20 protein-coding genes and 1 tRNA gene are annotated in these 22,019 nt (G+C 70.5%); 13 read left to right on the forward strand and 8 right to left on the reverse strand.

From position 1 onward, the window contains the following. The first annotated feature begins 22 nt into the window (after positions 1-22). From ACIA6T_RS02115 to ACIA6T_RS02150, 8 genes are all read left to right on the forward strand, one after another. Positions 23-505 carry a PaaI family thioesterase gene (locus ACIA6T_RS02115; protein WP_399444625.1) on the forward strand — a complete coding sequence of 161 codons (483 nt, stop codon included), beginning with the start codon at positions 23-25 and terminating at the stop codon, positions 503-505. Positions 506-581: 76 nt separating this feature from the next. Next, positions 582-1,004, forward strand: coding sequence for a hypothetical protein (locus tag ACIA6T_RS02120; RefSeq protein WP_399444626.1), 423 nt, complete (start codon positions 582-584; stop codon positions 1,002-1,004). Continuing rightward, a complete protein-coding gene (locus tag ACIA6T_RS02125) occupies positions 1,001-1,603 on the forward strand; it encodes a Tat pathway signal sequence domain protein (RefSeq protein ID WP_399444628.1) in 603 nt (200 codons plus the stop codon). Before ACIA6T_RS02120 ends, ACIA6T_RS02125 begins: the two co-directional genes overlap by 4 nt. A 288-nt stretch (positions 1,604-1,891) precedes the next feature. Beyond that, on the forward strand, positions 1,892-3,127 hold the full coding sequence (locus ACIA6T_RS02130; RefSeq protein ID WP_399444629.1) for a branched-chain amino acid ABC transporter substrate-binding protein: 1,236 nt from the start codon (positions 1,892-1,894) through the stop codon (positions 3,125-3,127). A gap of 110 nt (positions 3,128-3,237) precedes the next feature. Continuing rightward, on the forward strand, positions 3,238-4,170 hold the full coding sequence (locus ACIA6T_RS02135; RefSeq protein WP_399444630.1) for a branched-chain amino acid ABC transporter permease: 933 nt from the start codon (positions 3,238-3,240) through the stop codon (positions 4,168-4,170). 5 nt (positions 4,171-4,175) lie between these two features. After that, complete coding sequence (locus tag ACIA6T_RS02140) at positions 4,176-5,999, forward strand: branched-chain amino acid ABC transporter permease (RefSeq protein ID WP_399444631.1); 1,824 nt, start codon at positions 4,176-4,178, stop codon at positions 5,997-5,999. 5 nt (positions 6,000-6,004) lie between these two features. Then, a complete protein-coding gene (locus ACIA6T_RS02145; RefSeq protein ID WP_399444632.1) occupies positions 6,005-6,934 on the forward strand; it encodes an ABC transporter ATP-binding protein in 930 nt (309 codons plus the stop codon). Then, the gene (locus ACIA6T_RS02150; RefSeq protein ID WP_399444633.1) at positions 6,931-7,647 is read left to right on the forward strand and encodes an ABC transporter ATP-binding protein; all 717 of its coding nucleotides are present in this window, start codon (positions 6,931-6,933) and stop codon (positions 7,645-7,647) included. The genes ACIA6T_RS02145 and ACIA6T_RS02150 overlap by 4 nt, the downstream gene beginning before the upstream one ends. Positions 7,648-7,717: 70 nt before the next feature. Here ACIA6T_RS02150 and ACIA6T_RS02155 read toward each other — a convergent pair whose 3' ends face one another. Continuing rightward, positions 7,718-8,374: an ANTAR domain-containing response regulator gene (locus ACIA6T_RS02155; protein ID WP_399444634.1), complete on the reverse strand. Its 657-nt coding sequence runs from the start codon at positions 8,372-8,374 to the stop codon at positions 7,718-7,720. 105 nt (positions 8,375-8,479) lie between these two features. Between ACIA6T_RS02155 and ACIA6T_RS02160 the strand changes: the two genes are divergently transcribed. Continuing rightward, positions 8,480-8,552, forward strand: a tRNA-Leu gene (locus ACIA6T_RS02160). 103 nt (positions 8,553-8,655) lie between these two features. On the opposite strand, the gene pyk is transcribed toward ACIA6T_RS02160, so the two are convergent. Together pyk and ACIA6T_RS02170 are read right to left on the reverse strand one after the other, a co-directional pair. After that, the gene (gene pyk, locus ACIA6T_RS02165) at positions 8,656-10,092 is read right to left on the reverse strand and encodes a pyruvate kinase (protein WP_399444635.1); all 1,437 of its coding nucleotides are present in this window, start codon (positions 10,090-10,092) and stop codon (positions 8,656-8,658) included. A 163-nt stretch (positions 10,093-10,255) separates the two neighbouring features. Beyond that, positions 10,256-10,948, reverse strand: coding sequence for an SIMPL domain-containing protein (locus ACIA6T_RS02170; protein WP_399444636.1), 693 nt, complete (start codon positions 10,946-10,948; stop codon positions 10,256-10,258). Positions 10,949-11,101: 153 nt separating this feature from the next. Between ACIA6T_RS02170 and ACIA6T_RS02175 the strand changes: the two genes are divergently transcribed. After that, the gene (locus ACIA6T_RS02175) at positions 11,102-12,916 is read left to right on the forward strand and encodes a bifunctional metallophosphatase/5'-nucleotidase (protein WP_399444637.1); all 1,815 of its coding nucleotides are present in this window, start codon (positions 11,102-11,104) and stop codon (positions 12,914-12,916) included. Between the two features lie 26 nt (positions 12,917-12,942). Here the strand turns inward: ACIA6T_RS02175 and ACIA6T_RS02180 are convergent, their stop codons facing one another. The 4 genes from ACIA6T_RS02180 to ACIA6T_RS02195 all read right to left on the reverse strand — a co-directional run bounded on the left by ACIA6T_RS02180 (position 12,943) and on the right by ACIA6T_RS02195 (position 18,180). Beyond that, a complete protein-coding gene (locus ACIA6T_RS02180) occupies positions 12,943-14,334 on the reverse strand; it encodes a lysine N(6)-hydroxylase/L-ornithine N(5)-oxygenase family protein (RefSeq protein WP_399444638.1) in 1,392 nt (463 codons plus the stop codon). A gap of 147 nt (positions 14,335-14,481) precedes the next feature. Continuing rightward, entirely contained in the window at positions 14,482-17,100 is a 2,619-nt protein-coding gene (gene pepN / locus ACIA6T_RS02185) for an aminopeptidase N (protein WP_399444639.1), read from the reverse strand. 48 nt (positions 17,101-17,148) lie between these two features. Beyond that, the gene (locus tag ACIA6T_RS02190) at positions 17,149-17,691 is read right to left on the reverse strand and encodes a two-component system response regulator (RefSeq protein WP_399444640.1); all 543 of its coding nucleotides are present in this window, start codon (positions 17,689-17,691) and stop codon (positions 17,149-17,151) included. A 111-nt stretch (positions 17,692-17,802) separates the two neighbouring features. After that, positions 17,803-18,180: a chorismate mutase gene (locus ACIA6T_RS02195; RefSeq protein WP_399444641.1), complete on the reverse strand. Its 378-nt coding sequence runs from the start codon at positions 18,178-18,180 to the stop codon at positions 17,803-17,805. Between the two features lie 81 nt (positions 18,181-18,261). On the opposite strand from ACIA6T_RS02195, the gene ACIA6T_RS02200 reads away from it, so the two are divergent. Beyond that, positions 18,262-19,161, forward strand: a complete 900-nt coding sequence (locus ACIA6T_RS02200) for a hypothetical protein (RefSeq protein WP_399444642.1) — start codon at positions 18,262-18,264, stop codon at positions 19,159-19,161. Positions 19,162-19,247: 86 nt separating this feature from the next. Here ACIA6T_RS02200 and ACIA6T_RS02205 read toward each other — a convergent pair whose 3' ends face one another. Further along, entirely contained in the window at positions 19,248-19,973 is a 726-nt protein-coding gene (locus ACIA6T_RS02205; RefSeq protein ID WP_399444643.1) for a vWA domain-containing protein, read from the reverse strand. A gap of 145 nt (positions 19,974-20,118) precedes the next feature. On the opposite strand from ACIA6T_RS02205, the gene ACIA6T_RS02210 reads away from it, so the two are divergent. Further along, positions 20,119-21,045: a rhomboid family intramembrane serine protease gene (locus tag ACIA6T_RS02210; RefSeq protein ID WP_399444644.1), complete on the forward strand. Its 927-nt coding sequence runs from the start codon at positions 20,119-20,121 to the stop codon at positions 21,043-21,045. Next, positions 21,042-21,959 carry a chitosanase gene (locus tag ACIA6T_RS02215; RefSeq protein ID WP_399444645.1) on the forward strand — a complete coding sequence of 306 codons (918 nt, stop codon included), beginning with the start codon at positions 21,042-21,044 and terminating at the stop codon, positions 21,957-21,959. The genes ACIA6T_RS02210 and ACIA6T_RS02215 overlap by 4 nt, the downstream gene beginning before the upstream one ends. Positions 21,960-22,019 lie beyond the last annotated feature (60 nt).

The raw sequence follows: 22,019 nt of genomic DNA on the forward strand, positions 1-22,019 counted from the left end.
GCACGACGAAGGAGCCGGGCCCATGGGAGAGCAGCAGAAGGTGACGTTCCCGCAGGAGGTCGTCGACGAGTACGCCGCGCTCGGTGTGGACCTGCCGGCGCTGTTCTCGGCGGGTCACCTGGGCACGCGCATGGGCGTGCAGATCCTGGAGGCGTCGGCGGAGCGGGTCGTCGGGACGATGCCGGTGGAGGGCAACACCCAGCCGTACGGGCTGCTGCACGGCGGCGCGTCCGCCGTACTGGCGGAGACGCTGGGGTCGGTGGGGTCGATGCTGCACGGCGGCAGCTCCAGGATCGCCGTCGGGGTCGACCTCAACTGCACGCACCACCGCGGCGTCCGCTCCGGCCTGGTCACCGGCGTCGCCACTCCGGTGCACCGGGGGCGGTCCACGGCGACGTACGAGATCGTCATCACCGACGAGGCGGACAAGCGGGTGTGCACCGCGCGCCTGACCTGCCTGCTGCGGGACGTCCGGCCCGGCGAGGGGGAACAGGCGGCGGGCTGACGGCCGTCGGGGATGCGGGGGGCATCCGCTCCGCATCCCCGTTGCCGCGGGGCGGTGACCGCCCTACGGTGCGGGCATGGGACGGGGAGGCACCTCTCGGGCGTTGGTCGCGTGCTTCGCGGCCGCGCTCCTGGCGGGCTCGACGGTGACCGGCTGCGGTGCGACGGGTTCCGGCCCCGCGGGCCGGGCGTCCCCGGCCGGGGCGGACGGCGGGCGCGCGACGCCGCCGTCACCGCGAGTGACGTCCGACGAGGACCTGTGCGCGAAGCTCGTCGGTCACTGGGCGCGCCAGGTGCTGAACGGCCGTACCTACGGCGACTACCAGTCCATGGGGCTGTCCGGCGGACAGTACGACATCCTGCGCGAGGTGGTCGATTCCGCCCGGGCCGCCGAACGCCGGGGGACGGCGGATCCCGGCCAGTCGATCGACCGTGAGGCGCGCGAGGGGTGCGCCGAGCGGTACCGCGCCGGCGGGCCGGGCAAGGGGCCCTGGCGGTGAGCGGGGTCGGTCCGGTGGAGCCGGGCGAGGGCACTCACGCCCGGACCGTCCTCCCCGCGCCCCGTCCTCGACGCGGGCTCGTGGCACGGCACTTCGAGCGGCACCGCAGGGCCGCGCTGGGCACGCTCCTCGCCACCGCCGTGCTCACGGGCGGCGGCTACCTCTACGTCACCCGGCCCCGGCCGGAGCCGCCGCCCCCACCGCCGTACCCGAGCCAGGTGACCGCCGTCGAGTACCTGGACCCGCGGGCGGCGGGCGGCGCCACCGACCCGCGGAGTTTCTCCTTCGACGTGGAGGTGACCGTGGAATCCGATCATCCGGTTACCGTCATCCGGATATCGCAGCCGTACGCGGGACTCTCCGTGTCATCCAGCCCACGCACACCTTTTCAGACAAAAGCAGGATCCCCCCACAAGATCATGATCACCGCACGGGTGACGGAATGCGGAAAAGTGCCACGGAATGCCGGTCTCCCTTTCCTGGACGTAACTTTGCGTAATGCGCGCGCAATCCAGAAGCACAGCTTCATCCTCGGGTCACGGTACGCACAGGACCTCTCCCGCGCCCTGCAAGTAGCCTGCAGCAACGACTTCGGGTAATCACCAAAACGCCTGATACACCTGAACGGACCCGGCCGGGTCCTGCGGTTTCTCACCATCCGGACAGGGCAAAACGGCGAGAATTCCACCGTTCCCCCCACTCGGTACCGCTCTGCAATACGTCGTGTCATAACAAGAGCGTCACAGCCTTGGCCAGAGTCTCCTCCGCATTCCCCACCCCCGCTTAGAGTCACGGCCAGTCACCGCGCCGCCCGATTCACACGTCGGCCCAGCGCTCGACTCGGCCGTTTCCACCGGGAAGCGGCTGTCAGGGGAAAGGACTGGATCGTGCGTCAACGTTCGCTCATCGCCATCACCGCCGCCCTGGCGGCGGGTGCACTCACCCTCACCGCCTGCGGCTCACGCGACGACGACGGCGGCGGCAGCTCGGACTCCGGCAACGGTGGCACCACCGTGGTCATCGGCGTCGACGCGCCGATGACCGGCGACCTGTCCGCGCTGGGCCTCGGCATCAAGAACTCCGTGGACCTCGCGGCCAAGACCGCCAACAAGGAGAAATACGTCGAGGGCGTCACCTTCAAGATCGAAGCCCTCGACGACCAGGGCCAGGTCTCCGTCGGCCAGCAGAACGCCACCAAGCTCGTCGCCAACGACGACGTCCTCGGCGTCGTCGGCCCGCTGAACTCCTCCGTCGGCGAGGCCATGCAGAAGGTCTTCGACCAGGCCAAGCTGGTCGAGGTCTCCCCCGCCAACACCAACCCCGCCCTCACCCAGGGCGTGGACTGGCAGACCAAGCAGGTCCGGCCGTACAAGTCGTACTTCCGCACCGCGACCACGGACGCCATCCAGGGCCCGTTCGCCGCGCAGTACGTCTACAACGACGCCAAGAAGAAGAAGGTCTTCGTCATCGACGACAAGAAGACCTACGGCGCCGGCCTCGCCGGCACCTTCACCGAGGAGTTCAAGAAGCTCGGCGGCAAGGTCGTCGGCACGGAGCACATCAACCCCGACAGCAAGGACTTCAACGCCGTCGCCACCAAGGTCAAGAACTCCGGCGCCGACGTCGTCTACTACGGCGGCGAGTACCCGCAGGCCGGCCCGCTGAGCAAGCAGATCAAGGAAGCCGGCGCCAAGATCCCGCTGGTCGGCGGCGACGGCATCTACAGCGCCGACTTCATCAAGCTGTCCGGCAGCGCGGGCACGGGCGACCTCGCCACCTCCGTCGGCGCGCCCGTCGAGACGCTCCCCTCCGCCAAGGAGTTCGTCGCCAACTACAAGGACGCCGGATACAAGGAGGCCTTCGAGGCGTACGGCGGCTACTCCTACGACTCCGCCTGGGCGATCATCGAGGCCGTCAAGAAGGTCGTCGAGGACAACGGCGGGAAGCTCCCCGACGACGCCCGCTCCAAGGTCGTCGACGCCATGCAGAACGTCTCCTTCGACGGAGTGACCGGCAAGGTCTCCTTCGACGAGTTCGGTGACGCCACCAACAAGCAGCTCACCGTGTACACCGTCAAGGACGGCGCCTGGGCCACGGTGAGGTCCGGCACCTTCACCGGCTGACCCCCGCCCGCACCACTCCACGAGCCGCGCGGGGCGCTGTACAGGCGCCCCGCGCGGACTCGCATCCGGCCCCATCCGTCGAACATTCCGAAAGTCTCGGAGGACATGCGGTGAACGAACTGCCGCAGCAGCTGGTCAACGGCCTGCTACTGGGATCCATGTACGGCCTGGTCGCCATCGGCTACACAATGGTCTATGGCATCGTCCAGCTCATCAACTTCGCCCACGGCGAGATCTTCATGGTCGGCGCCTTCGGCGCGCTGACGGTGCACCTGTATCTCCTGCCCGACGGCACCTCCATCTGGGTCGCGCTGCCCCTGATGCTGCTCGGCGCCGTGATCGTCTCGGTCCTGGTCGCCATCGGAGCGGAACGGTTCGCCTACCGCCCCCTGCGCGGCGCGCCCCGCCTGGCCCCGCTCATCACCGCCATCGGACTCTCCCTCGCGCTCCAGCAGGCCGTCTGGGCCTTCTACCCCGAGGCGAAGTCCAAGCTGCCCTTCCCGCAGATCGAAGGCGGCCCCTTCACCATCGGCGGCGCCACCATCCAGACCGGCGACATCTTCCTTCTCGTCGCCGCCCCCATCAGCATGGCCATCCTCGCCTACTTCGTGATGCGCACCCGCACCGGGCGCGGCATGCAGGCCACCGCGCAGGACCCGGACACCGCGAAGCTGATGGGCGTCAACACCGACCGCATCATCGTGATCGCCTTCGCCCTCGGCGCCGTCTTCGCCGCCGTCGGAGGCGTCGCCAGCGGCCTCAAGTACGGCCAGATCGACTTCAAGATGGGCTTCATCCTCGGTCTCAAGGCCTTCACCGCGGCAGTCCTCGGCGGCATCGGCAACATCTACGGCGCCATGATCGGCGGTGTGGTCCTCGGCGTCGCCGAAACCCTGGCCACCGCCTACATCGCCGACATCCCGGGGCTGGACAAGTTCGGCAGCCAGTCCTGGGCCGACGTCTGGGCCTTCATCCTCCTCATCCTCGTACTCCTGTTCAGGCCGCAGGGCCTGCTCGGCGAGCGCGTCGCGGACAGGGCGTGACACCGATGACCACACAGACCACCGCTTCGACCACCGCGGCCACCCCCACCGCGAACGCCTCCACCGGCCTCATCGGCATGCCCCCGCACATCGGCCGGGCCCTCGCCACCGGCGGCAGCGTCCTCACCGTCGTCTCCACCTTCCTCGCGTGGACCTGGACCGCCGAGTTCCCCGGTGACCTCACCTTCTACGGCTACCCGGGCGGACTCCAGGTCCTCGTCCTCATCGGCGGCGCGCTCACCACCCTGTTCGGACTCGCCTCCTACGGCGTCAAGGGACTGGGCTGGCTCACCCCGGCCGGCGCCGACGCGGCCGTCAAGTACGCCGCACTCGGCACCTTCGTCACCGCCTGGTACACGATCCTCGCGATCAGCTTCCAGCTCGGCGGCCTCGTCAACCTCGAACCCGGCGGCTACGTCGTCGCCGTCGCCACGCTGACCGCCCTCCTCGGCGCCCTCGCCCTCCCCTTCGAGCGGCCCGAGCCCGACCCCTTCGACCCGGACGACACCGGCTGGGAGCAGTTCAAGCACAGGACCGGCCACAACATGGCCGTCCTCCGGGCGGCGTTCGCCTCCGGCAGCCCGCGCCCCGTGCGCACCCTGCCGTCCTACGCCGAGATCCTGATCATCGTCGCGGTCCTGGCACTCGCCCTGGTCGTCTTCACCTACGGCATCGGCACCGAGTACGACGAGCTCTTCGTCGGCTTCCTCATCACCGCCGGCTTCGGGTTCGCCGCCCTCAACCGCGCCGGCCTGATCGCCCACGCCTCGCAGATCACCGCACGGCACACGAACATCACCGTCTGCGGCGCCTTCATCGCGGCGGCCTGCTTCCCCTTCACCCAGACCGACGACCAGTACGCCACCCTCGGCGTCTACATCCTCATCTTCGCCACGGTCGCCCTCGGTCTGAACATCGTCGTCGGACTCGCCGGCCTGCTCGACCTCGGATACGTCGCCTTCCTCGGCGTCGGCGCCTACGCGGCCGCACTCGTCTCCGGGTCCCCCAGCTCGCCGTTCGACGTCCACTTCCCCTTCTGGGCCGCCGTGCTCGTCGGTGCCGTCGCCTCCCTCGTCTTCGGCGTCCTCATCGGCGCCCCGACACTGCGACTGCGCGGCGACTACCTCGCCATCGTCACCCTCGGCTTCGGTGAGATCTTCCGTATCGCCGCCAACAACACCGACGGCACCTCCGGACCGGACCTCACCAACGGCTCCAACGGCATCGCGTCCATCCCGGACCTGAAGATCCTCGGCTTCGACCTCGGCGTCCAGCACGACATCGCCGGCTTCACCATCGGCCGGTTCGCCAACTACTTCTTCCTGATGCTGCTCATCACGGCCGTCGTCGTCCTCGTCTTCCGGCGCAGCGGCGACTCCCGCATCGGCCGCGCCTGGGTCGCCATCCGCGAGGACGAGACCGCGGCGCTCGCCATGGGCATCAACGGCTTCCGGGTCAAGCTCATCGCCTTCGCCGTCGGCGCCACCCTCGCCGGCCTCGCCGGAACCGTCCAGGCACACGTCACCTACACCGTGACCCCCGAGCAGTACCTGTTCGCCGGCACCACCCCGCCCAACTCCGCCTTCCTGCTCGCCGCGGTCGTCCTCGGCGGCATGGGCACCATCGCCGGACCCCTCATCGGAGCCGCGCTGCTCTTCCTGATCCCCAACAAGCTCCAGTTCCTCGGCGACTACCAGCTCCTCGCCTTCGGTCTCGCACTCGTCCTGCTGATGCGCTTCCGCCCCGAGGGCCTCATCCCCAACCGCCGCCGCCAGCTGGAGTTCCACGAGGACGACGCGCCCGCAGTCCTGAGCAAGACAGGGGCCTGACCACCATGACCACCGACACCACCACCAAGGACACCGCCCCGGGCACACCCGCCCCCGGTGAGACCGTCCTCGACGCACGCGGCGTCACCATGCGCTTCGGCGGACTCACCGCCGTCCGCGACGTCGACCTCACCGTCCGCAGCGGCGAGATCGTCGGCCTCATCGGCCCCAACGGCGCCGGCAAGACCACCTTCTTCAACTGCCTGACCGGCCTCTACATCCCCACCGAGGGCGAGGTCCGCTACAAGGACAAGGTCCTGCCGCCCAAGTCCTTCAAGGTCACCGCCGCCGGCATCGCCCGGACGTTCCAGAACATCCGGCTCTTCGCCAACATGACCGTCCTGGAGAACGTCCTCGTCGGCCGCCACACGCGGACCAAGGAGGGCTTCTGGTCGGCCGTCCTGCGCGGACCCGGCTTCCACAGGGCGGAGGCGGCCTCCCGCGAACGGGCCATGGAACTCCTGGAGTTCGTCGGCCTCGCCGCGAAGGCCGACCACCTCTCGCGCAACCTCCCCTACGGCGAACAGCGCAAGCTCGAGATCGCCCGCGCCCTCGCCAGCGAACCCGGCCTGCTGCTCCTCGACGAGCCCACCGCCGGTATGAACCCCCAGGAGACCCGGGCGGCCGAGGAGCTCATCTTCGCCATCCGCGACCAGGGCATCGCCGTCCTCGTGATCGAGCACGACATGCGGTTCATCTTCAACCTCTGTGACCGCGTCGCCGTCCTCGTCCAGGGCCAGAAGCTCGTCGAGGGCGATCCGGCCACCGTCCAGGGCGACGAGCGCGTCATCGCCGCCTACATCGGTGAACCCATGGAGAACGACCCCGGCACCGCCGAAGCCGCCGAAGTCGAGGCCGCCGAAGCCGCGGCCGAGACGGAGACCGAGGCCGAAGCCGCCACGGACGCCGCGCCCGGCAAGGAGAACGACCGATGACCGCACTCCTCGAAGTCGAGGACCTCACCGTCGCCTACGGCAAGATCCAGGCCGTCAAGGGCATCTCCTTCAGCGTCGACGCCGGCGAAGTGGTCACGCTCATCGGCACCAACGGCGCCGGCAAGACCACCACCCTGCGCACGCTCTCCGGGCTCCTCAAGCCCGTCGGCGGCCAGATCAGGTTCAACGGCAAGTCGCTCAAGAAGGTCCCCGCCCACAAGATCGTCTCCCTCGGGCTCGCCCACTCCCCCGAGGGGCGGCACATCTTCCCCCGCATGACGATCGAGGACAACCTCCGCCTCGGCGCCTTCCTCCGCAGCGACAAGGCCGGCATCGAGAAGGACATCCAGCGCGCCTACGACCTCTTCCCCATCCTCGGGGAACGCCGCAAGCAGGCCGCCGGAACCCTCTCCGGCGGAGAGCAGCAGATGCTCGCCATGGGCAGGGCGCTGATGTCCCAGCCCCAGCTCCTCATGCTCGACGAGCCCTCCATGGGCCTCTCGCCGATCATGATGCAGAAGATCATGGCGACCATCTCCGAGCTGAAGTCCCAGGGCACCACCATCCTGCTCGTCGAGCAGAACGCCCAGGCCGCCCTCTCCCTGGCCGACCACGGTCACGTCATGGAAACCGGCAACATCGTCCTCTCCGGCACCGGTCAGGACCTCCTCCACGACGAGTCGGTCCGCAAGGCCTACCTCGGCGAGGACTGAGGCACACGACGAGAGGCCCGCGCCCCCTGCCGAGCGGGGAGCACGGGCCTCTTGCCGTACACGGGCGGTGCTAGCCCTTCGACGCCTTCTTCTCCTCGGCGTCGTCGATGACCGCCTGCGCCACCTGCTGCATCGACATCCGCCGGTCCATCGACGTCTTCTGGATCCACCGGAACGCCGCCGGCTCGGTCAGCCCGTACTGCGTCTGCAGCACCGACTTCGCCCGGTCCACCAGCTTCCGCGTCTCCAGCCGCAGGCTCAGGTCGGCGACCTCGCGCTCCAGCTCCTTCAGCTCCGTGAACCGCGACACCGCCATCTCGATCGCGGGCACCACGTCGCTCTTGCTGAACGGCTTCACCAGGTACGCCATCGCGCCCGCGTCCCGCGCCCGCTCCACCAGGTCACGCTGCGAGAACGCGGTCAGCATCAGCACCGGGGCGATGCTCTCCTCGGCGATCTTCTCCGCCGCGGAGATGCCGTCCAGCTTCGGCATCTTCACATCGAGGATCACCAGGTCGGGCCGGTGCTCGCGCGCCAGCTCCACGGCCTGCTCACCGTCACCGGCCTCCCCGACGACGGAGTACCCCTCCTCCTCCAGCATCTCTTTGAGATCGAGCCGGATCAGCGCCTCGTCCTCGGCGATCACGACACGGGTCGTCATCGGAGGCACGTGCGACTTGTCGTCGTCGGGCACGTCTGTGGGCTGGGGCGACTCGGGGGCGCTCACGTGGGCTCCTTGATGCGGGGCAGGCCGGTACTGCTGACAAGAGCGTACCCAGCTGCGATAAGGTGGGGGCACGGCGGGTGACCGTCGACCTTTGTTTTACAGGGCGCCCCGGTAGCCCAGCGGTAGAGGCAATGGTCTCAAACACCATCCAGCGTCGGTTCGAATCCGACCCGGGGTACTTTTCCTTGATATCCAAGGTCACCATTTGAGAGCGGATGTCCGCCTTTCCGGTGAACATCCGCCTTTTCCGCCCGTCCCGCTTGCGCGCCCCGGCCGCCCGGCTACCTGGGGCTGTCGTCCTCGCCGATGTGGTGGACGCGGACCATGTTCGTCGAGCCGGAGACCCCGGGCGGGGAGCCCGCCGTGATCACCACCGTGTCGCCCTTCTCGCAGCGGGCGTACTTCAGGAGCAGCTCGTCGACCTGGGCGACCATCGCGTCCGTCGTGTCCACGTGGGGGCCGAGGAAGGTCTCGACGCCCCAGGTGAGGCTGAGCTGGGAGCGGGTGGCCGGGTCGGGGGTGAAGGCGAGGAGGGGGATGGGGCTGCGGTAGCGGGAGAGACGGCGGGCGGTGTCACCGGACTGGGTGAAGGCGACCAGGAAGCGGGCGCCGAGGAAGTCGCCCATCTCCGCCGCCGCGCGGGCGACCGCGCCGCCCTGGGTGCGGGGCTTGTTGCGCTCGGTGAGGGGCGGGAGGCCCTTGGCGAGGATGTCCTCCTCGGCGGCTTCCACGATGCGGGCCATGGTGCGCACGGTCTCGACGGCGTGTTTGCCGACGCTGGTCTCGCCGGAGAGCATGACGGCGTCGGTGCCGTCGATGACGGCGTTGGCGACGTCGGAGGCCTCCGCGCGGGTGGGACGGGCGTTGTCGATCATCGAGTCGAGCATCTGGGTGGCGACGATGACCGGCTTGGCGTTGCGCCTGGCGAGCTTGATCGCGCGCTTCTGGACGATCGGCACCTGTTCGAGGGGCATCTCGACGCCGAGGTCGCCGCGGGCGACCATGATGCCGTCGAAGGCGGCGACGATGTCGTCGATGTTCTCGACGGCCTGCGGCTTCTCGACCTTGGCGATGACGGGGAGGCGGCGGCCCTCCTCGTCCATGATCCGGTGGACGTCCTTGATGTCGCGTCCGCTGCGGACGAAGGACAGGGCGATCACGTCGAAGCCGGTGCGCAGCGCCCAGCGCAGGTCGTCCTCGTCCTTCTTGGAGAGCGCGGGGACGGAGACGGCGACGCCGGGGAGGTTGAGGCCCTTGTGGTCGGAGACCATGCCGCCCTCGACGACGGTGGTGCGGACGTGGGGGCCGTCGACGGCGGTGACTTCGAGGGTGACCCTGCCGTCGTCGACGAGGATGCGCTCGCCGGTGGTGACGTCGTCGGCGAGGCCGGCGTAGGTGGTGCCGCAGATGTCGCGGTCGCCTTCGGTGCCCTCTTCGACGGTGATGGTGAAGGTGTCCCCGCGTTCAAGGAGTACGGGACCTTCGACGAAGCGGCCGAGGCGGATTTTCGGGCCTTGAAGGTCGGCGAGGAGGCCGACGCTGCGGCCGGTCTCGTCGGCGGCTTTCCGCACCCGTCGGTAGCGCTCCTCGTGCTCGGCGTGCTCGCCGTGGCTGAGGTTGAATCGGGCGACGTCCATTCCGGCATCGACCAGGGCTTTGATCCGGTCGTAGCTGTCGGTGGCAGGGCCCAGGGTGCAGACGATCTTCGCTCGGCGCATGTTTCGAGCCTAGGGCTTACCGGCCGGTAGCGACCTGGTGGCGTGTGACGACCCAACGGCCAGTGAATGAAGGGTTGTTGACAAGTGTTGAATTGTGCACCGGGTCGCTCCGATGAGCATGCGCGCCCTCGGTTCTCGCATACCGGTTCTACGCATGCCGGTTCTACGCATGCCGGTTCTCCAGCCGGGGCGGCTGGAGCGTGAAGCGGGCGCCGACCTCGGCGTGGACGTGCTGCCGCTGGGGTTCGAGGTCGAGGGGCGGGGGCGAAGTGTCCTCGGTGGCCGCGGCGAACGCCATGGAGCGGGCCCGGGGGAAGGGTTCGGGTCCCGCCGCGGTGTCGGTGAGTTCGATGAGGGCGGCGAGGGTGGTGCCGAGCGCCTCGGCGTATTCGCGGGCGCGCCGGACGGCGTCGTGCACCGCCAGCCGCCGCGCCTCGCGGTGGGCGGGGGAACCCGGGCGGAGGCTCCACCAGGGGCCGTCGACACGGGTGAGGTCGAGGTCGGCCAGACGGGTGACGAGTGCGCCGAGGGCGGCGAAGTCGCCCAGGTCGGCGGTGAGCCGGACGGTGCCGTGGTGGGCGCGGACGCGTTCGCCCCGGCCGTGGGGGCTGAGTTCCGGGGCGACGGTGAGGGCGCCGGTCTCGAGGTGCTCGACGGCGTCGCCGTAGGACCTGAGCAGGTCGAGGGCTTCCGTGGTGCGGCGGGTGAGGTCGTCGAGGGTGGTGCGCCGGTCACGGCCGCGCGCGGTGCGGGTGACGGCGATGCGGGCGAGGTCGGGGGCGGTTTCGAGGTGGGCCTCGCCGCGGACGGCGAGATGGGGGGCGCCGGGTGTGCCGTACGGGTGAGGGGTGGTCATACGTCCCACTGTGTCACCGGTCGTACGGGTGCGGGGAGGGCGCGGGACACCGGATCGCAACCTGGGGGATCTGTTCCGCGTGGGCGTGCTCAGGTCAGAATCATCGGGCGAATCTACGCGCGTTGTTCCGTTGTTGTCCGAGGAGAGCCCGACATGCCGTTGAACCGCCGGAAGTTCTTGAAGAGGTCCGCCGTGACGGGGGCGGGGGTGGCGCTGGCGGGTACGGCGGCGGTCCCCGCGGCCGAGGCCGCCGGGGCCGCCGGGGCGGGACGGGGGAGGAAGCCGGCGAAGCGGTACGCGCTGACCGTGATGGGCACGACCGACCTGCACGGTCACGTCTTCAACTGGGACTACTTCAAGGACGCCGAGTACACGGACGCGGCCGGCAACGCGCAGGGCCTGGCGCGGGTGTCGACGCTGGTGGACCAGGTGCGCGAGGAGAAGGGCCGGCGCAACACGCTGCTGCTGGACGCGGGCGACACCATCCAGGGCACCCCGCTGACGTACTACTTCGCGAAGGTCGACCCGATCACCGCCGAGGGCGGTCCGGTGCACCCGATGGCACAGGCGATGAACGCCATCGGGTACGACGCGGTGGCGCTCGGCAACCACGAGTTCAACTACGGCATCGAGACGCTGCGGAAGTTCGAGGAGCAGTGCGACTTCCCGCTGCTGGGCGCCAACGCGCTGGACGCGAAGACGCTGAAGCCGGCCTTCCCGCCGTACTTCGTCAAGAAGTTCCACGTGAAGGGCGCTCCCCCGGTGAAGGTGGCGGTCCTCGGGCTGACCAACCCCGGTATCGCGATCTGGGACAAGGCGTACGTACAGGGCAGGTTGACGTTCCCGGGTCTTGAGGAGCAGGCGGCGAAGTGGGTGCCGAAGCTGCGGTCGATGGGCGCGGACGTGGTGGTGGTGTCGGCGCACTCGGGTTCCTCGGGCACGTCGTCGTACGGTGACCAGCTGCCGTACGTGGAGAACGCGGCGGCGAACGTGGCGCGGCGGGTGCCGGGGATCGACGCGATCCTGGTGGGGCACGCGCACCAGGAGATCGCGGAGCTGCGGGTCGCCAACGAGGAGACCGGCAGGGAGGTCGTGCTGTCGGAGCCGCTGTGCTACGCGGAGCGGCTGACGCTGTTCGACTTCGAGCTGGCCTTCGAGCGGGGCCGGTGGCGGGTGGAGTCGGTGAAGGCGTCGCTGCGGGACGCGGCGACGGTGGAGGACGACCCGAGGATCACCCGGCTGCTGCGCGACGAGCACGCGCGGGTCGTGGAGTACGTCAATCAGGTGGTGGGGTCGGCGACCGAGACGCTGACGACGGTGGAGGCGCGCTACAAGGACGCGCCGATCATCGACCTGATCAGCAAGGTGCAGGAGGACGTGGTCAGGGCGGCCCTCGCGGGCACCGAGTACGCGTCGCTGCCGGTGCTGTCGCAGGCGTCGCCGTTCTCGCGGACCTCCGAGATCCCGGCGGGCGAGGTGACGATCCGGGACCTGTCGAGCCTGTACGTGTACGACAACACGCTGGTGGCGAAGCTGATGACGGGCGCGCAGGTGCGGGCGTACCTGGAGTACTCGGCGGAGTACTTCGCGCAGACGGCGGCGGGTGCGCCGGTGGACGTGGCGAAGCTGACGAACGCGGGCGGCCGTCCGGACTACAACTACGACTACGTGTCGGGGCTCGTCTACGACATCGACATCGCGCAGCCGGCGGGTTCGCGCGTCGGGAACGTCACGTTCGGCGGCGCCCCGCTGGACGACGCGGCGCGGTTCGTGTTCGCGGTGAACAACTACCGGGCCAACGGCGGCGGCGCGTTCCCGCACGTGGCGTCGGCGAAGGAACTGTGGGCGGAGTCGACGGAGATCCGGACCCGGATCGCGGAGTGGGTGACGGCGAAGGGTGTGCTGGACCCGAAGGACTTCGCGTCCGTCGACTGGAGGCTGACGCGGGACGGTACGCCGGTGTTCTGATCTCCGTTCCTCCGTACGGGTGATGGTCAGGTCCCGTCCGCCAGTGGGGTGAGCCGTACGGCTCGCCGGGCGGGCGGGACCTGCGGCGTTCCGGGGTGGAGGCCGAAGGTGGTGAAGGCGGTGCGGGCGGGCTGGGGGTAGGCCTGGCGGCCGGTGAGGTGGTTGAGGATCGTGGCGCTGCGCCAGGCGGCGAGCCCGAGGTCGGGGGCGCCCACGCCGTGGGTGTGGAGTTCGGCGTTCTGGACGTAGACGCTGCCGGTGACGGCGGGGTCCAGGTCTAGGCGGAAGTGCGCGTCGACGCGGGGCCGGCCGGCGTGGTCGCGGCGCAGGTGGGGGTCGAGGGGCGCGAGGAGGTGGTCGAGGGGGCGCGGGCGGTGGCCGGTGGCGAGGACGACGGCGTCGGTGGTGAGACGGGTGCGGGTGTGCTGCACGGCGTGTTCGAGGTGGAGCTCGATGCGGGCGGGGCCGAGGCGCCCGGCGGCGCGGACGTGGACGGCGGGGGTGAGGACGGTGTCGGGCCAGCCGCCGTGGAGGGTGCGCCGGTAGAGCTCGTCGTGGATGGCGGCGACGGTGCCGGCGTCGATGGCCTTGTGGAGCTGCCACTGGGCGGGGACGAGCCGGTCGCGGACGGGTTCGGGCAGGGCGTGGAAGTAGCGGGTGTGGTCGGGGGTGAAGTGCTCCAGGCCGAGTTTGGAGTACTCCATGGGGGCGAACGCGCCGGTGCGGCCGATCCAGTGGAGCCGTTCCCGTCCGACGGGCCGGTGGCGCAGCAGGTCGAGGAAGACCTCCGCGCCCGACTGCCCGGTGCCGACGACGGTGATGTGGCCGGCGGCGAGGAGGGTGTCGCGGTGGGTGAGGTAGTCGTCGGAGTGGATCACGGGGACGCCGGGAGCGTCGGCGAGGGGCCGCAGCGGCTCGGGCACCCGGGGCTCGGTGCCGACGCCGAGGACGAGGTGGCGGGCGTGGACCCGGCCGGTGGAGGCGGCCTGTCCGTCCGGGCAGAGCCGGGTGAGGTCGACCTCGAACAGGGCGCGTTCGGGGCTCCAGCGGACGGTGTCGACGTGGTGGCCGAAGTGGAGCACGGGGAGGCGGTCGGCGACCCAGCGGCAGTAGGCGTCGTACTCGGTGCGGCGGATGTGGAAGTGCTCGGCGAAGTAGAACGGGTAGAGGCGCTCGCGGGCCCTGAGGTGGTTGAGGAAGGTCCAGGGGCTGGTGGGGTCGGCGAGGGTGACGAGGTCGGCGAGGAAGGGCACCTGGACGGTGGCGTCGTCGAGGAGCAGGCCGGGGTGCCAGGTGAAGCGGGGGCTGCGGTCGTAGAAGGCGGTGCTCAGTCCGGGGAGGGAGTGGGCCAGGGCGGCGAGGGAGAGGTTGAAGGGGCCGATGCCGACGCCGACGAGGTCGCGGGGCGGGGTGCTCATGGACTGTCCTCCGGGGCGCGGTGCGCGGGAGGGTCCAGCTTGGACGGGAGTGGGCGGCGGCGCCCGGAAAGCCCGGTGAACACCCCTCGAAGGGGGTAAGTCCGCCTTCGAGGGGTGTTCTCGGGCGCCGGGTCGCTTCCGCCGGACCTACTTCCGCTGTACGCGCAGGGCGCGGGCCAGGTCGTCGAGCTGGTCGACGAGCTTGCGGCGCAGGGCGGGGATCGGGTCGGCCTTGCGCAGGCACTTCTCGCCGAGCTTCAGGGTCCCGGCGTCGACCGCGTGGGCGGGGAAGGCCCAGCGTCCGGCGGCCTCGGCGATGGCGGGGCCCCGGCGGGCGGCGACGGCCACGGCGTCCTTGAAGTAGCGGGACACGTAGGGCCGTACGAGATCGGCCTGTTCGGGCTGCCAGAAGCCCTGGGCGGTGGCGGTGAACAGGTAGTTGGACAGGTCGTCGGAGCCGAACATGGCGTCCCAGGCGCGGGCCTTGGCGTCCTCGTCGGGCAGGGCGGCGCGGCAGCGGGCGGCGCCCTCCTGGCCGGTGGCGCTGGGGTCGCGGGCGAGTTCGGCGGCGATGGCGGCCTCGTCGGTGGCGCCGAGCACGGCGAGCCGGGCGAGGACCCGCCAGCGCAGCTCGGGGTCGAGTTCGGGACCGCCGGGGACGGTGCCGTCGGCGAGCCAGGCGGCGATGGTGTCGGGGTGGGCGGCGGTGTCGATGCGGTGCCGCACGGCGATCAGACGCAGACCGGGGTGGTCGCCGTCCTCGGTGCGCCGGATGAGGTCGCGGCACAGCTCGGTGAGGGTGGCCAGCGCGGCCGGCCGCTCGTCGGGGGTGAGGTAGCGGCCGGCGATGTGGACGGAGGCGAAGGCGAGGACGCCCTGGACGAGGGCGAGGTCGGTCTCGTGCGGGAGGTGGGCGCGGGCGATGTCCAGGAAGTCGCCGGCGGGCAGCTCACCGTCGCGGACGGCGTCCCTGAGCGCGTTCCACACCACCGCGCGGGTGAGGGGGTCGGGCAGGCCGGACAGCCGGGCGCGCAGGGTGTCCAGGGACTCGGCGTCGAAGCGGATCTTGGCGTAGGTGAGGTCGCCGTCGTTGAGGACGACGAGGGCGGGGCGGGTGCCGCCGGTGGCGATGGCGATGCTCTCGTGGGCGGGGATGTCCGCCTCGAAGCGGTCGCGCAGGATGAGCCGGCGGGCGTCGTGCAGGTCGTGGTCGTAGACGCCGATGGTGATGCGGTGCGGGCGCGAGCCGCGGGCCTGGACGGGAGTGCCGGCGTGCTCCGCCCCGGGGCGGTCCTTGTCGGGGCCGGGCGCCGGCCGGGTCACGGGGCCCCCCTTGTTCTCGATGCCCAGCCGCCAGTAGACGTTGTCGCCGTTGCCCGGTTCGGGGACGAGGGTGTCGACGCCGGTGGTGCGCAGCCAGGCGTCGGCCCAGGCGTGGACGTCGCGTTCGGTGGCGGAGGCGAGGGACTCGATGAAGTCGGCGAGCGTGGCGTTGGCGAACCTGTGCCGGGCGAAGTGGGTGTTGATGCCGGCGAGGAAGTCCTTCTCGCCGAGCCAGGCGACGAGCTGGCGCAGGGCGGAGGCGCCCTTGGCGTAGGAGATGCCGTCGAAGTTGAGCAGGGCGGAGGCGGTGTCCTCGACGTCCTCGGGGGCCACGGGATGGGTGGAGGGCCGCTGGTCGGCGTCGTAGCCCCAGGGCTTGCGGTTGACGCCGAAGTCGGTCCACGTGTCCGTGCCCCACTTTCTGGGGGGAGTCCCCCCAGACCCCCCAAGGGTCGCCTCGGTGAGGGTCTGGTAGCCCATGTACTCGGCGAACGACTCGTTCAGCCAGATGTCGTCCCACCACCTGAGGGTGACGAGGTCGCCGAACCACATGTGGGCCATCTCGTGGGCGATCACCATGGCGCGGGTCTGGCGTTCGGTGTCGGTGACGGCGGAGCGGTAGACGAACTCGTCGCGGAAGGTGACCAGTCCGGGGTTCTCCATGGCGCCCGCGTTGAACTCGGGGACGAAGGCCTGGTCGTAGGAGTCGAAGGGGTAGGGCTCCTCGAACTTCTCGTGGTAGCGGTCGAAGCAGGCGCGGGTGATGTCGAGGAGTTCGTCGGCGTCCGCGTCGAGGTACGGGGCCAGCGAGCGGCGGCAGTGGATGCCGAAGGGCAGACCGCGGTGCTCGGTGCGCACGGAGTGCCAGGGGCCGGCGGCGACGGCGACGAGGTAGGTGGAGATCAGCGGGGTGGGGGCGGCCCGCCACACACCCTCGCCGGTGTGCTCGGTGACGCCGTTGGCGAGGACGGTCCAGTGCCGCGGGGCGGTGACGGTCAGCTCGAAGACGGCCTTGAGGTCGGGCTGGTCGAAGGCGGCGAAGACGCGCTGCACGTCGTCGAGGAAGAGCTGGGTGTAGACGTAGGTCTCGCCGTCGGTGGGGTCGGTGAAGCGGTGCATGCCCTCGCCGGTGCGGGAGTAGCGCATGCTCGCGTCGACGCGCAGCTCGTGCTCGCCGGCGGTGAGGTTCTTCAGCGGCAGCCGGTTGCCGTCGAGGGCGCCGGTGTCCAGGGGCTGTCCGTCGAGGGTGACGGAGCGCAGCTCGGCGGGCTTGAGCTCGACGAAGGTGTCCGCGTCCGCACGGGCGCTGAACCTGATCAGGGTGCGGGAGTCGAACGTCTCGTCACCGGTGGTCAGATCGAGCTCGATCGTGTAGCGGTGGACGTCGAGGAGCTGTGCTCGGTTCTGCGCTTCGTCGCGCGTCAGTACGGACATGCGGGCCATGCTGCCTGATGCGGTCGCCGAACCACAGGGGCGGATCGGGTACGCACCCTATGTCCGGTCTCGTTCGAGCTCCCCGGTGTGCGCCCCGGCGGGCCCCGAGGGCGGCGTGTGCGCGTGCGGGTGGGGCAGGGCGGGATGTCCGGGAGCGGGGTTGCGTTCCTCCAGCCGGGCGCGCAGGGCGCGGACCTCGCGTTCCAGGGCGAGCCGGCGCTGGTGCGCGTCGTAGAGATGACGGATCTTGGTACGCAACGCCCACGGGTCGACCGGTTTCGTGACGAGATCGGCTACGCCGAGGGCGTACGCGGCGGCGCCGAGCTGCGGGTCGCGGGTGAAGCCGGTGAGCAGGACGACGGGAATGAGCTGGGTCTGTTCCAGGCGCCGCATGTAGCGCACGACGTCGAGTCCGCCGATGCCCGGCGGCCGGACGTCCAGGAGCAGCAGGCCGACGTTTCCGCGCAGCAGCTGTTTGAGGGCCTCGTCGCCACTGGTGGCCCGGCCCAGCAGGTGGCCCAGCGGGGCCAGGGCGCTCTCCAGGGCGTACAGGGTGTCCTCGTGGTCGTCGACGATGAGGATGCGGGCGTTCTGCGGCATGCGGCGCGTCCCTCCTCGCAAGGGACCGGATGGCTGTCCGGGGGCCGGCGGGTGGTGCTCGCCGGCCGACAAGGAGTGCACAGGGCAGCATGCTCCGCGCGGGCGGCTCTGTCACTCCCCGGGGGAGGACGTCGTGACGCGGTTCGCTGAGGGCGTGGCGCCGCCCGCGGTGTCCTCGGCGATGCGCTCGTGGTGGCGGATCACCTCGGCGATGATGAAGTTCAGGAACTTCTCCGCGAAGGCCGGGTCGAGTTTGGCGTTCTCGGCGAGGGCGCGCAGCCGGGTGATCTGGCGGGCCTCCCGGCCCGGGTCGGCGGGCGGCAGCTGGTGCTCGGCCTTGAGGCGGCCGACCTGCTGGGTGCACTTGAAGCGTTCGGCGAGCATGTGGACGACGGCCGCGTCGATGTTGTCGATGCTGTCGCGCAGCCGGGCGAGCTCCTCGCGGACGGCGAGGTCGGCGTCACCGGTGGTGGTGTTGCTGGTGGTCATGGTGGGCCACATTACGGGGCGGGCACCCACCGGGGCGGGCCCGTACAGTGGAACCGGGTTCAGGGCGTCCGGGGGTGAGACGTGGCGAACGGCGGACCGGTCGAGCACGGTTATCCGCATCTGGAGACGGTGCGGGCGGCCGTCACCGCGCTGTACCGGCGGCTGTCGTACGACACGGTCCGCACGTTCTCGGTGAGCGTGGCGCCGGCCGACGTGGCGTTCTGCGACACGGACGATCTCCATCTGGGGGCGCACCGGGTGGCCCGCGAGCTGGTGCGGCACTACCGGCTGCCGGACGCGCGGCTGATCGTCGGGTTCCGTGAGATGACGCATGCGGCGAACGTGGAACTGGCGGCCGGGCCGGAGTACTTCGTCGAGCTGAACGACCGGTTCCGGACGCATCGGCGGGACATCGGGGCGGCCCTGGCGCACGAGGTGGCGCATGTGTACCTGCACCGGCTGGACCTGTCGTTCCCGGGGACGCGGGAGAACGAGATCCTGACGGACACGGTGGCGACGTACCTGGGGGCGGGGTGGCTGCTGCTGGACGCCTTCCGGGAGGACGGGGCGTCGTCGCAGAAGCTGGGGTACCTCACTCCGGAGGAGTTCGGGTACGTGCTGGCGAAGCGGGCGGTGGTGTTCGGGGAGGATCCGTCGGTGTGGTTCACCAGCGCGCAGGCCTATACGGCGTACAAGGAGGGGATGGCGCTGGCGCGCCGGGACTCGGAGCAGCCTCCGCTCGTTTCCGCCGGGTGGGTCGGCAGGCGGCGGTACGCGCGGGACCGGCGGTATGCGCAGGGGCACCCCGTTCCGGCGGGGGCGCGGGGGGATGTGCCGTACCGCTTCACGGCGGGTGGTCAGGAGGTGTTGCGGGTGTCGTTTCCCTGTCCCACGTGTCATCAGCGGATTCGGGTGCCGGTGCGGGGGCGTGTGCGGGCGCGGTGCGGGCTGTGCCGGACGGTGTTGGAGTGTGACACCTAGCGTTGTCGGGTGCGGGTGCGTTGCGGCTTGTCGCGCCCACGCGGCGGAGCCGCATATCGATACAGTCCCGCGCCCCTGGAGGGGCGCTACACCTGCCCCACGATTCCCTGTGACCGCGCTGCCGCCAGCCAATTCGGGAATTCGCCCACCATACGGTCGTACAGGTCCGCGTCCGTGACCTCGTCCGGGTTCTCGCCCGCGTGGAAGAAGCCCGCGTTGTCGATCACCCGCTTCGTCGGGACCGCCAGGTCGTCCAGTCTGCGCAGGTAGTCGAACTGTTTGCTGTCCGGGTCGCCGAAGCCGATGAACTGCCAGAACAAGGGGAGGCGGGCGGCCTTGCAGAGGTACTTCTCCGCGGCGAGTTTGTTGACGGGGCCGCCGTCCGTCTGGAAGATCACCAGGGCGGGAACCGTGGAGCCGCTGTCCAGGTAGTGGTCGATGACCGCGTCCATCGCCAGGTGGTAGCTGGTCCTGCCCATGTGGCCGAGACCGGACACGATCCGTTCGATCCGGCCCCGGTGGTCGGCGAGGGCGATGTCGGTGACGGCGTCGACGTCGGTGGAGAAGAAGACGACCGGCACGGTGCCGTCGTCGTCGAGGTGGGCCGACAGGCCCAGCACCCGGTCGGCGAGCGCCTGCACACTGCCGTCCCGGTAGTACGACTTCATCGAGCCGGAGTAGTCGACCACCAGGTAGACCGCGGCGCGCAGCCCGTCCAGACCGTGCTTGGCGAGGGACACCCCGGCGGTCTTGTAGAGGCTGACCAGCGCGGGCGCCGTCTCCTCGATCCTGCTGAGACCGATCGCGGCCATACGACTCCCCCTCGTCACGGAACTGGCCCCGAGGGTACGGCACGTCACCACCCCACCATTCGCCCATTCCACCGGCGTTCGATATTTTGTTCGCCGCCGTCCCCACCGGCTCACTTCCGTCCCGTCCCTCCCGAGGAGCCGGCCCGTGGATTCCGAGTCCACCGTCACCACCTGCTACCGCCACCCCAAGGTGGAGTGCTACGTCCGCTGCACCCGCTGCGAGCGGTACATCTGCCCGGACTGCATGCGTGAGGCGGCCGTGGGCCACCAGTGCCCCGAGTGCGTGAAGGAGGGCGCGCGGTCGGTACGGCAGGCCCGGACCCTGGTGGGCGGCCGGGTCTCGGCGGTGCCCGTCGTGACGTACGTACTGATCGTCCTCAACGTGCTGGTGTACCTGGCGGAGCTGGCGCGGCCCGAGGTCGTGGACCGGTTCGCGATGGTGGGCGCGGGGCTGGTCGGGCCGGACGGCGAGCACTACCTGTGGGTCGACCCGTACCCCGGGGGCTTCAGTCCGGAGGGTCTGGTGGACGGGGAGTGGTACCGGCTGCTGACCGGCGCGTTCCTGCACCTGCCGCCCACCGAGGGCACGTTCGGGATCGCCCACATCGTGATGAACATGCTGGCGCTGTGGAACCTGGGCCGGCTGGTCGAGCCGATGCTGGGCCGGGTGCACTACCTCGCGCTGTACCTGCTGTCGGCGCTGGGCGGTTCGGTACTGGTGCTGCTGATCGCGCCCGAGGACGCCGTGGTCGGCGCGTCCGGCGCGATCTTCGGGGTGGGGGCCGCGTACTACGTGATGGCCCGGCGCGTCGGGGCCGACATGAGCCAGGTCAACCGGTTCATGGCGGGGCTGCTGCTGTGGCTGGTGGTCTCCGCGCTCGTCACGTCCTGGGAGGGGCACCTCGGCGGGCTGCTGGCGGGCGGCACGGTGGCGCTGGCGTTCGCGTACGCTCCCAGGGACGGGCGGCGGACGGTGGTGCAGGTGGGCACGTGCCTGGCGCTGGTGGTGGTGCTGGGGGTGGCCGCGGTGGTCAAGGTGTCCGAACTGACGGGTGGAGGTATCCCCCAGTGAGACGTGCCGGTGCGCTGTTCCTCGCGGCCGTTCCCGTGATCGCCACGGGGGTGTACTTCGTCCTGCCGACGAACGCGGCCGACGCCCCGGTGGCGCCGCCCGCGGCCACCGCCCAGTCGTCCCGTGAGGACGCCAAGGACCGGGCCGAGGAGAAGCGGGACGCCAAGGAGCGGGCCGAGGACGACGCGGTCGTCGCCGGCCTGCCGGCGGGGCTGGCCGCCCCCGCGAAGAAGGAGCTGGCCCAGCGGCTGGTGGCGAGCGCCGAGCACTCGACCACCGACTGGCGCACCACGTACGGCGCCATCGAGGACGAGGGCGACGGCTGCGGCTACACGGCGGGCATCATCGGTTTCTGCACCGGCACCCACGACCTGCTCATGCTGGTCGAGAGCTACACCGAGGACCACCCGGACAACGGGCTGGCGTCCTATCTGCCCGCCCTGCGCGAGGTCGACGGCTCGGACTCCCACGAGGGTCTGGACCCCGGCTTCACGGCCGCCTGGGAGGCGGAGGCGGAGGTGCCCGCCTTCCGGGAGGCGCAGGAGGCGGAGCGCGACCGCCTCTACTTCGAGCCGGCGGTCCGGCTCGCCAAGCTGGACGGCCTCGGTACGCTGGGCCAGTTCGTCTACTACGACGCGATGGTCTTCCACGGCCCCGACACCGACGCGGACGGCTTCTACGCCCTGCGCGAGCGCACGCTGAAGCAGGCGGAGACACCCGCCGCGGGCGGTTCCGAGCAGAAGTACCTGAACGCCTTCCTCGACATCCGCCGCGAGGCCATGCTCACCCGGTACCCGGACCGCGACACCTCCCGCGTCGACACGGCCCAGCGCCGGTTCCTGGAGGCCGGGAACCTGGGTCTGGAGACCCCGCTGGTGTGGGAGATGTACGGGGACCACTACAGGCTTCCCTGAACATGCGAAGGCGCCTGCCCAGTCGTCCGGTCGGGGACTGAGGGCAGGCGCCTTCTGTGT

It is taken from the genome of Streptomyces sp. NPDC051740 (assembly GCF_044453165.1).
In the GTDB taxonomy this organism is placed as follows: domain Bacteria; phylum Actinomycetota; class Actinomycetes; order Streptomycetales; family Streptomycetaceae; genus Streptomyces; species Streptomyces atrovirens.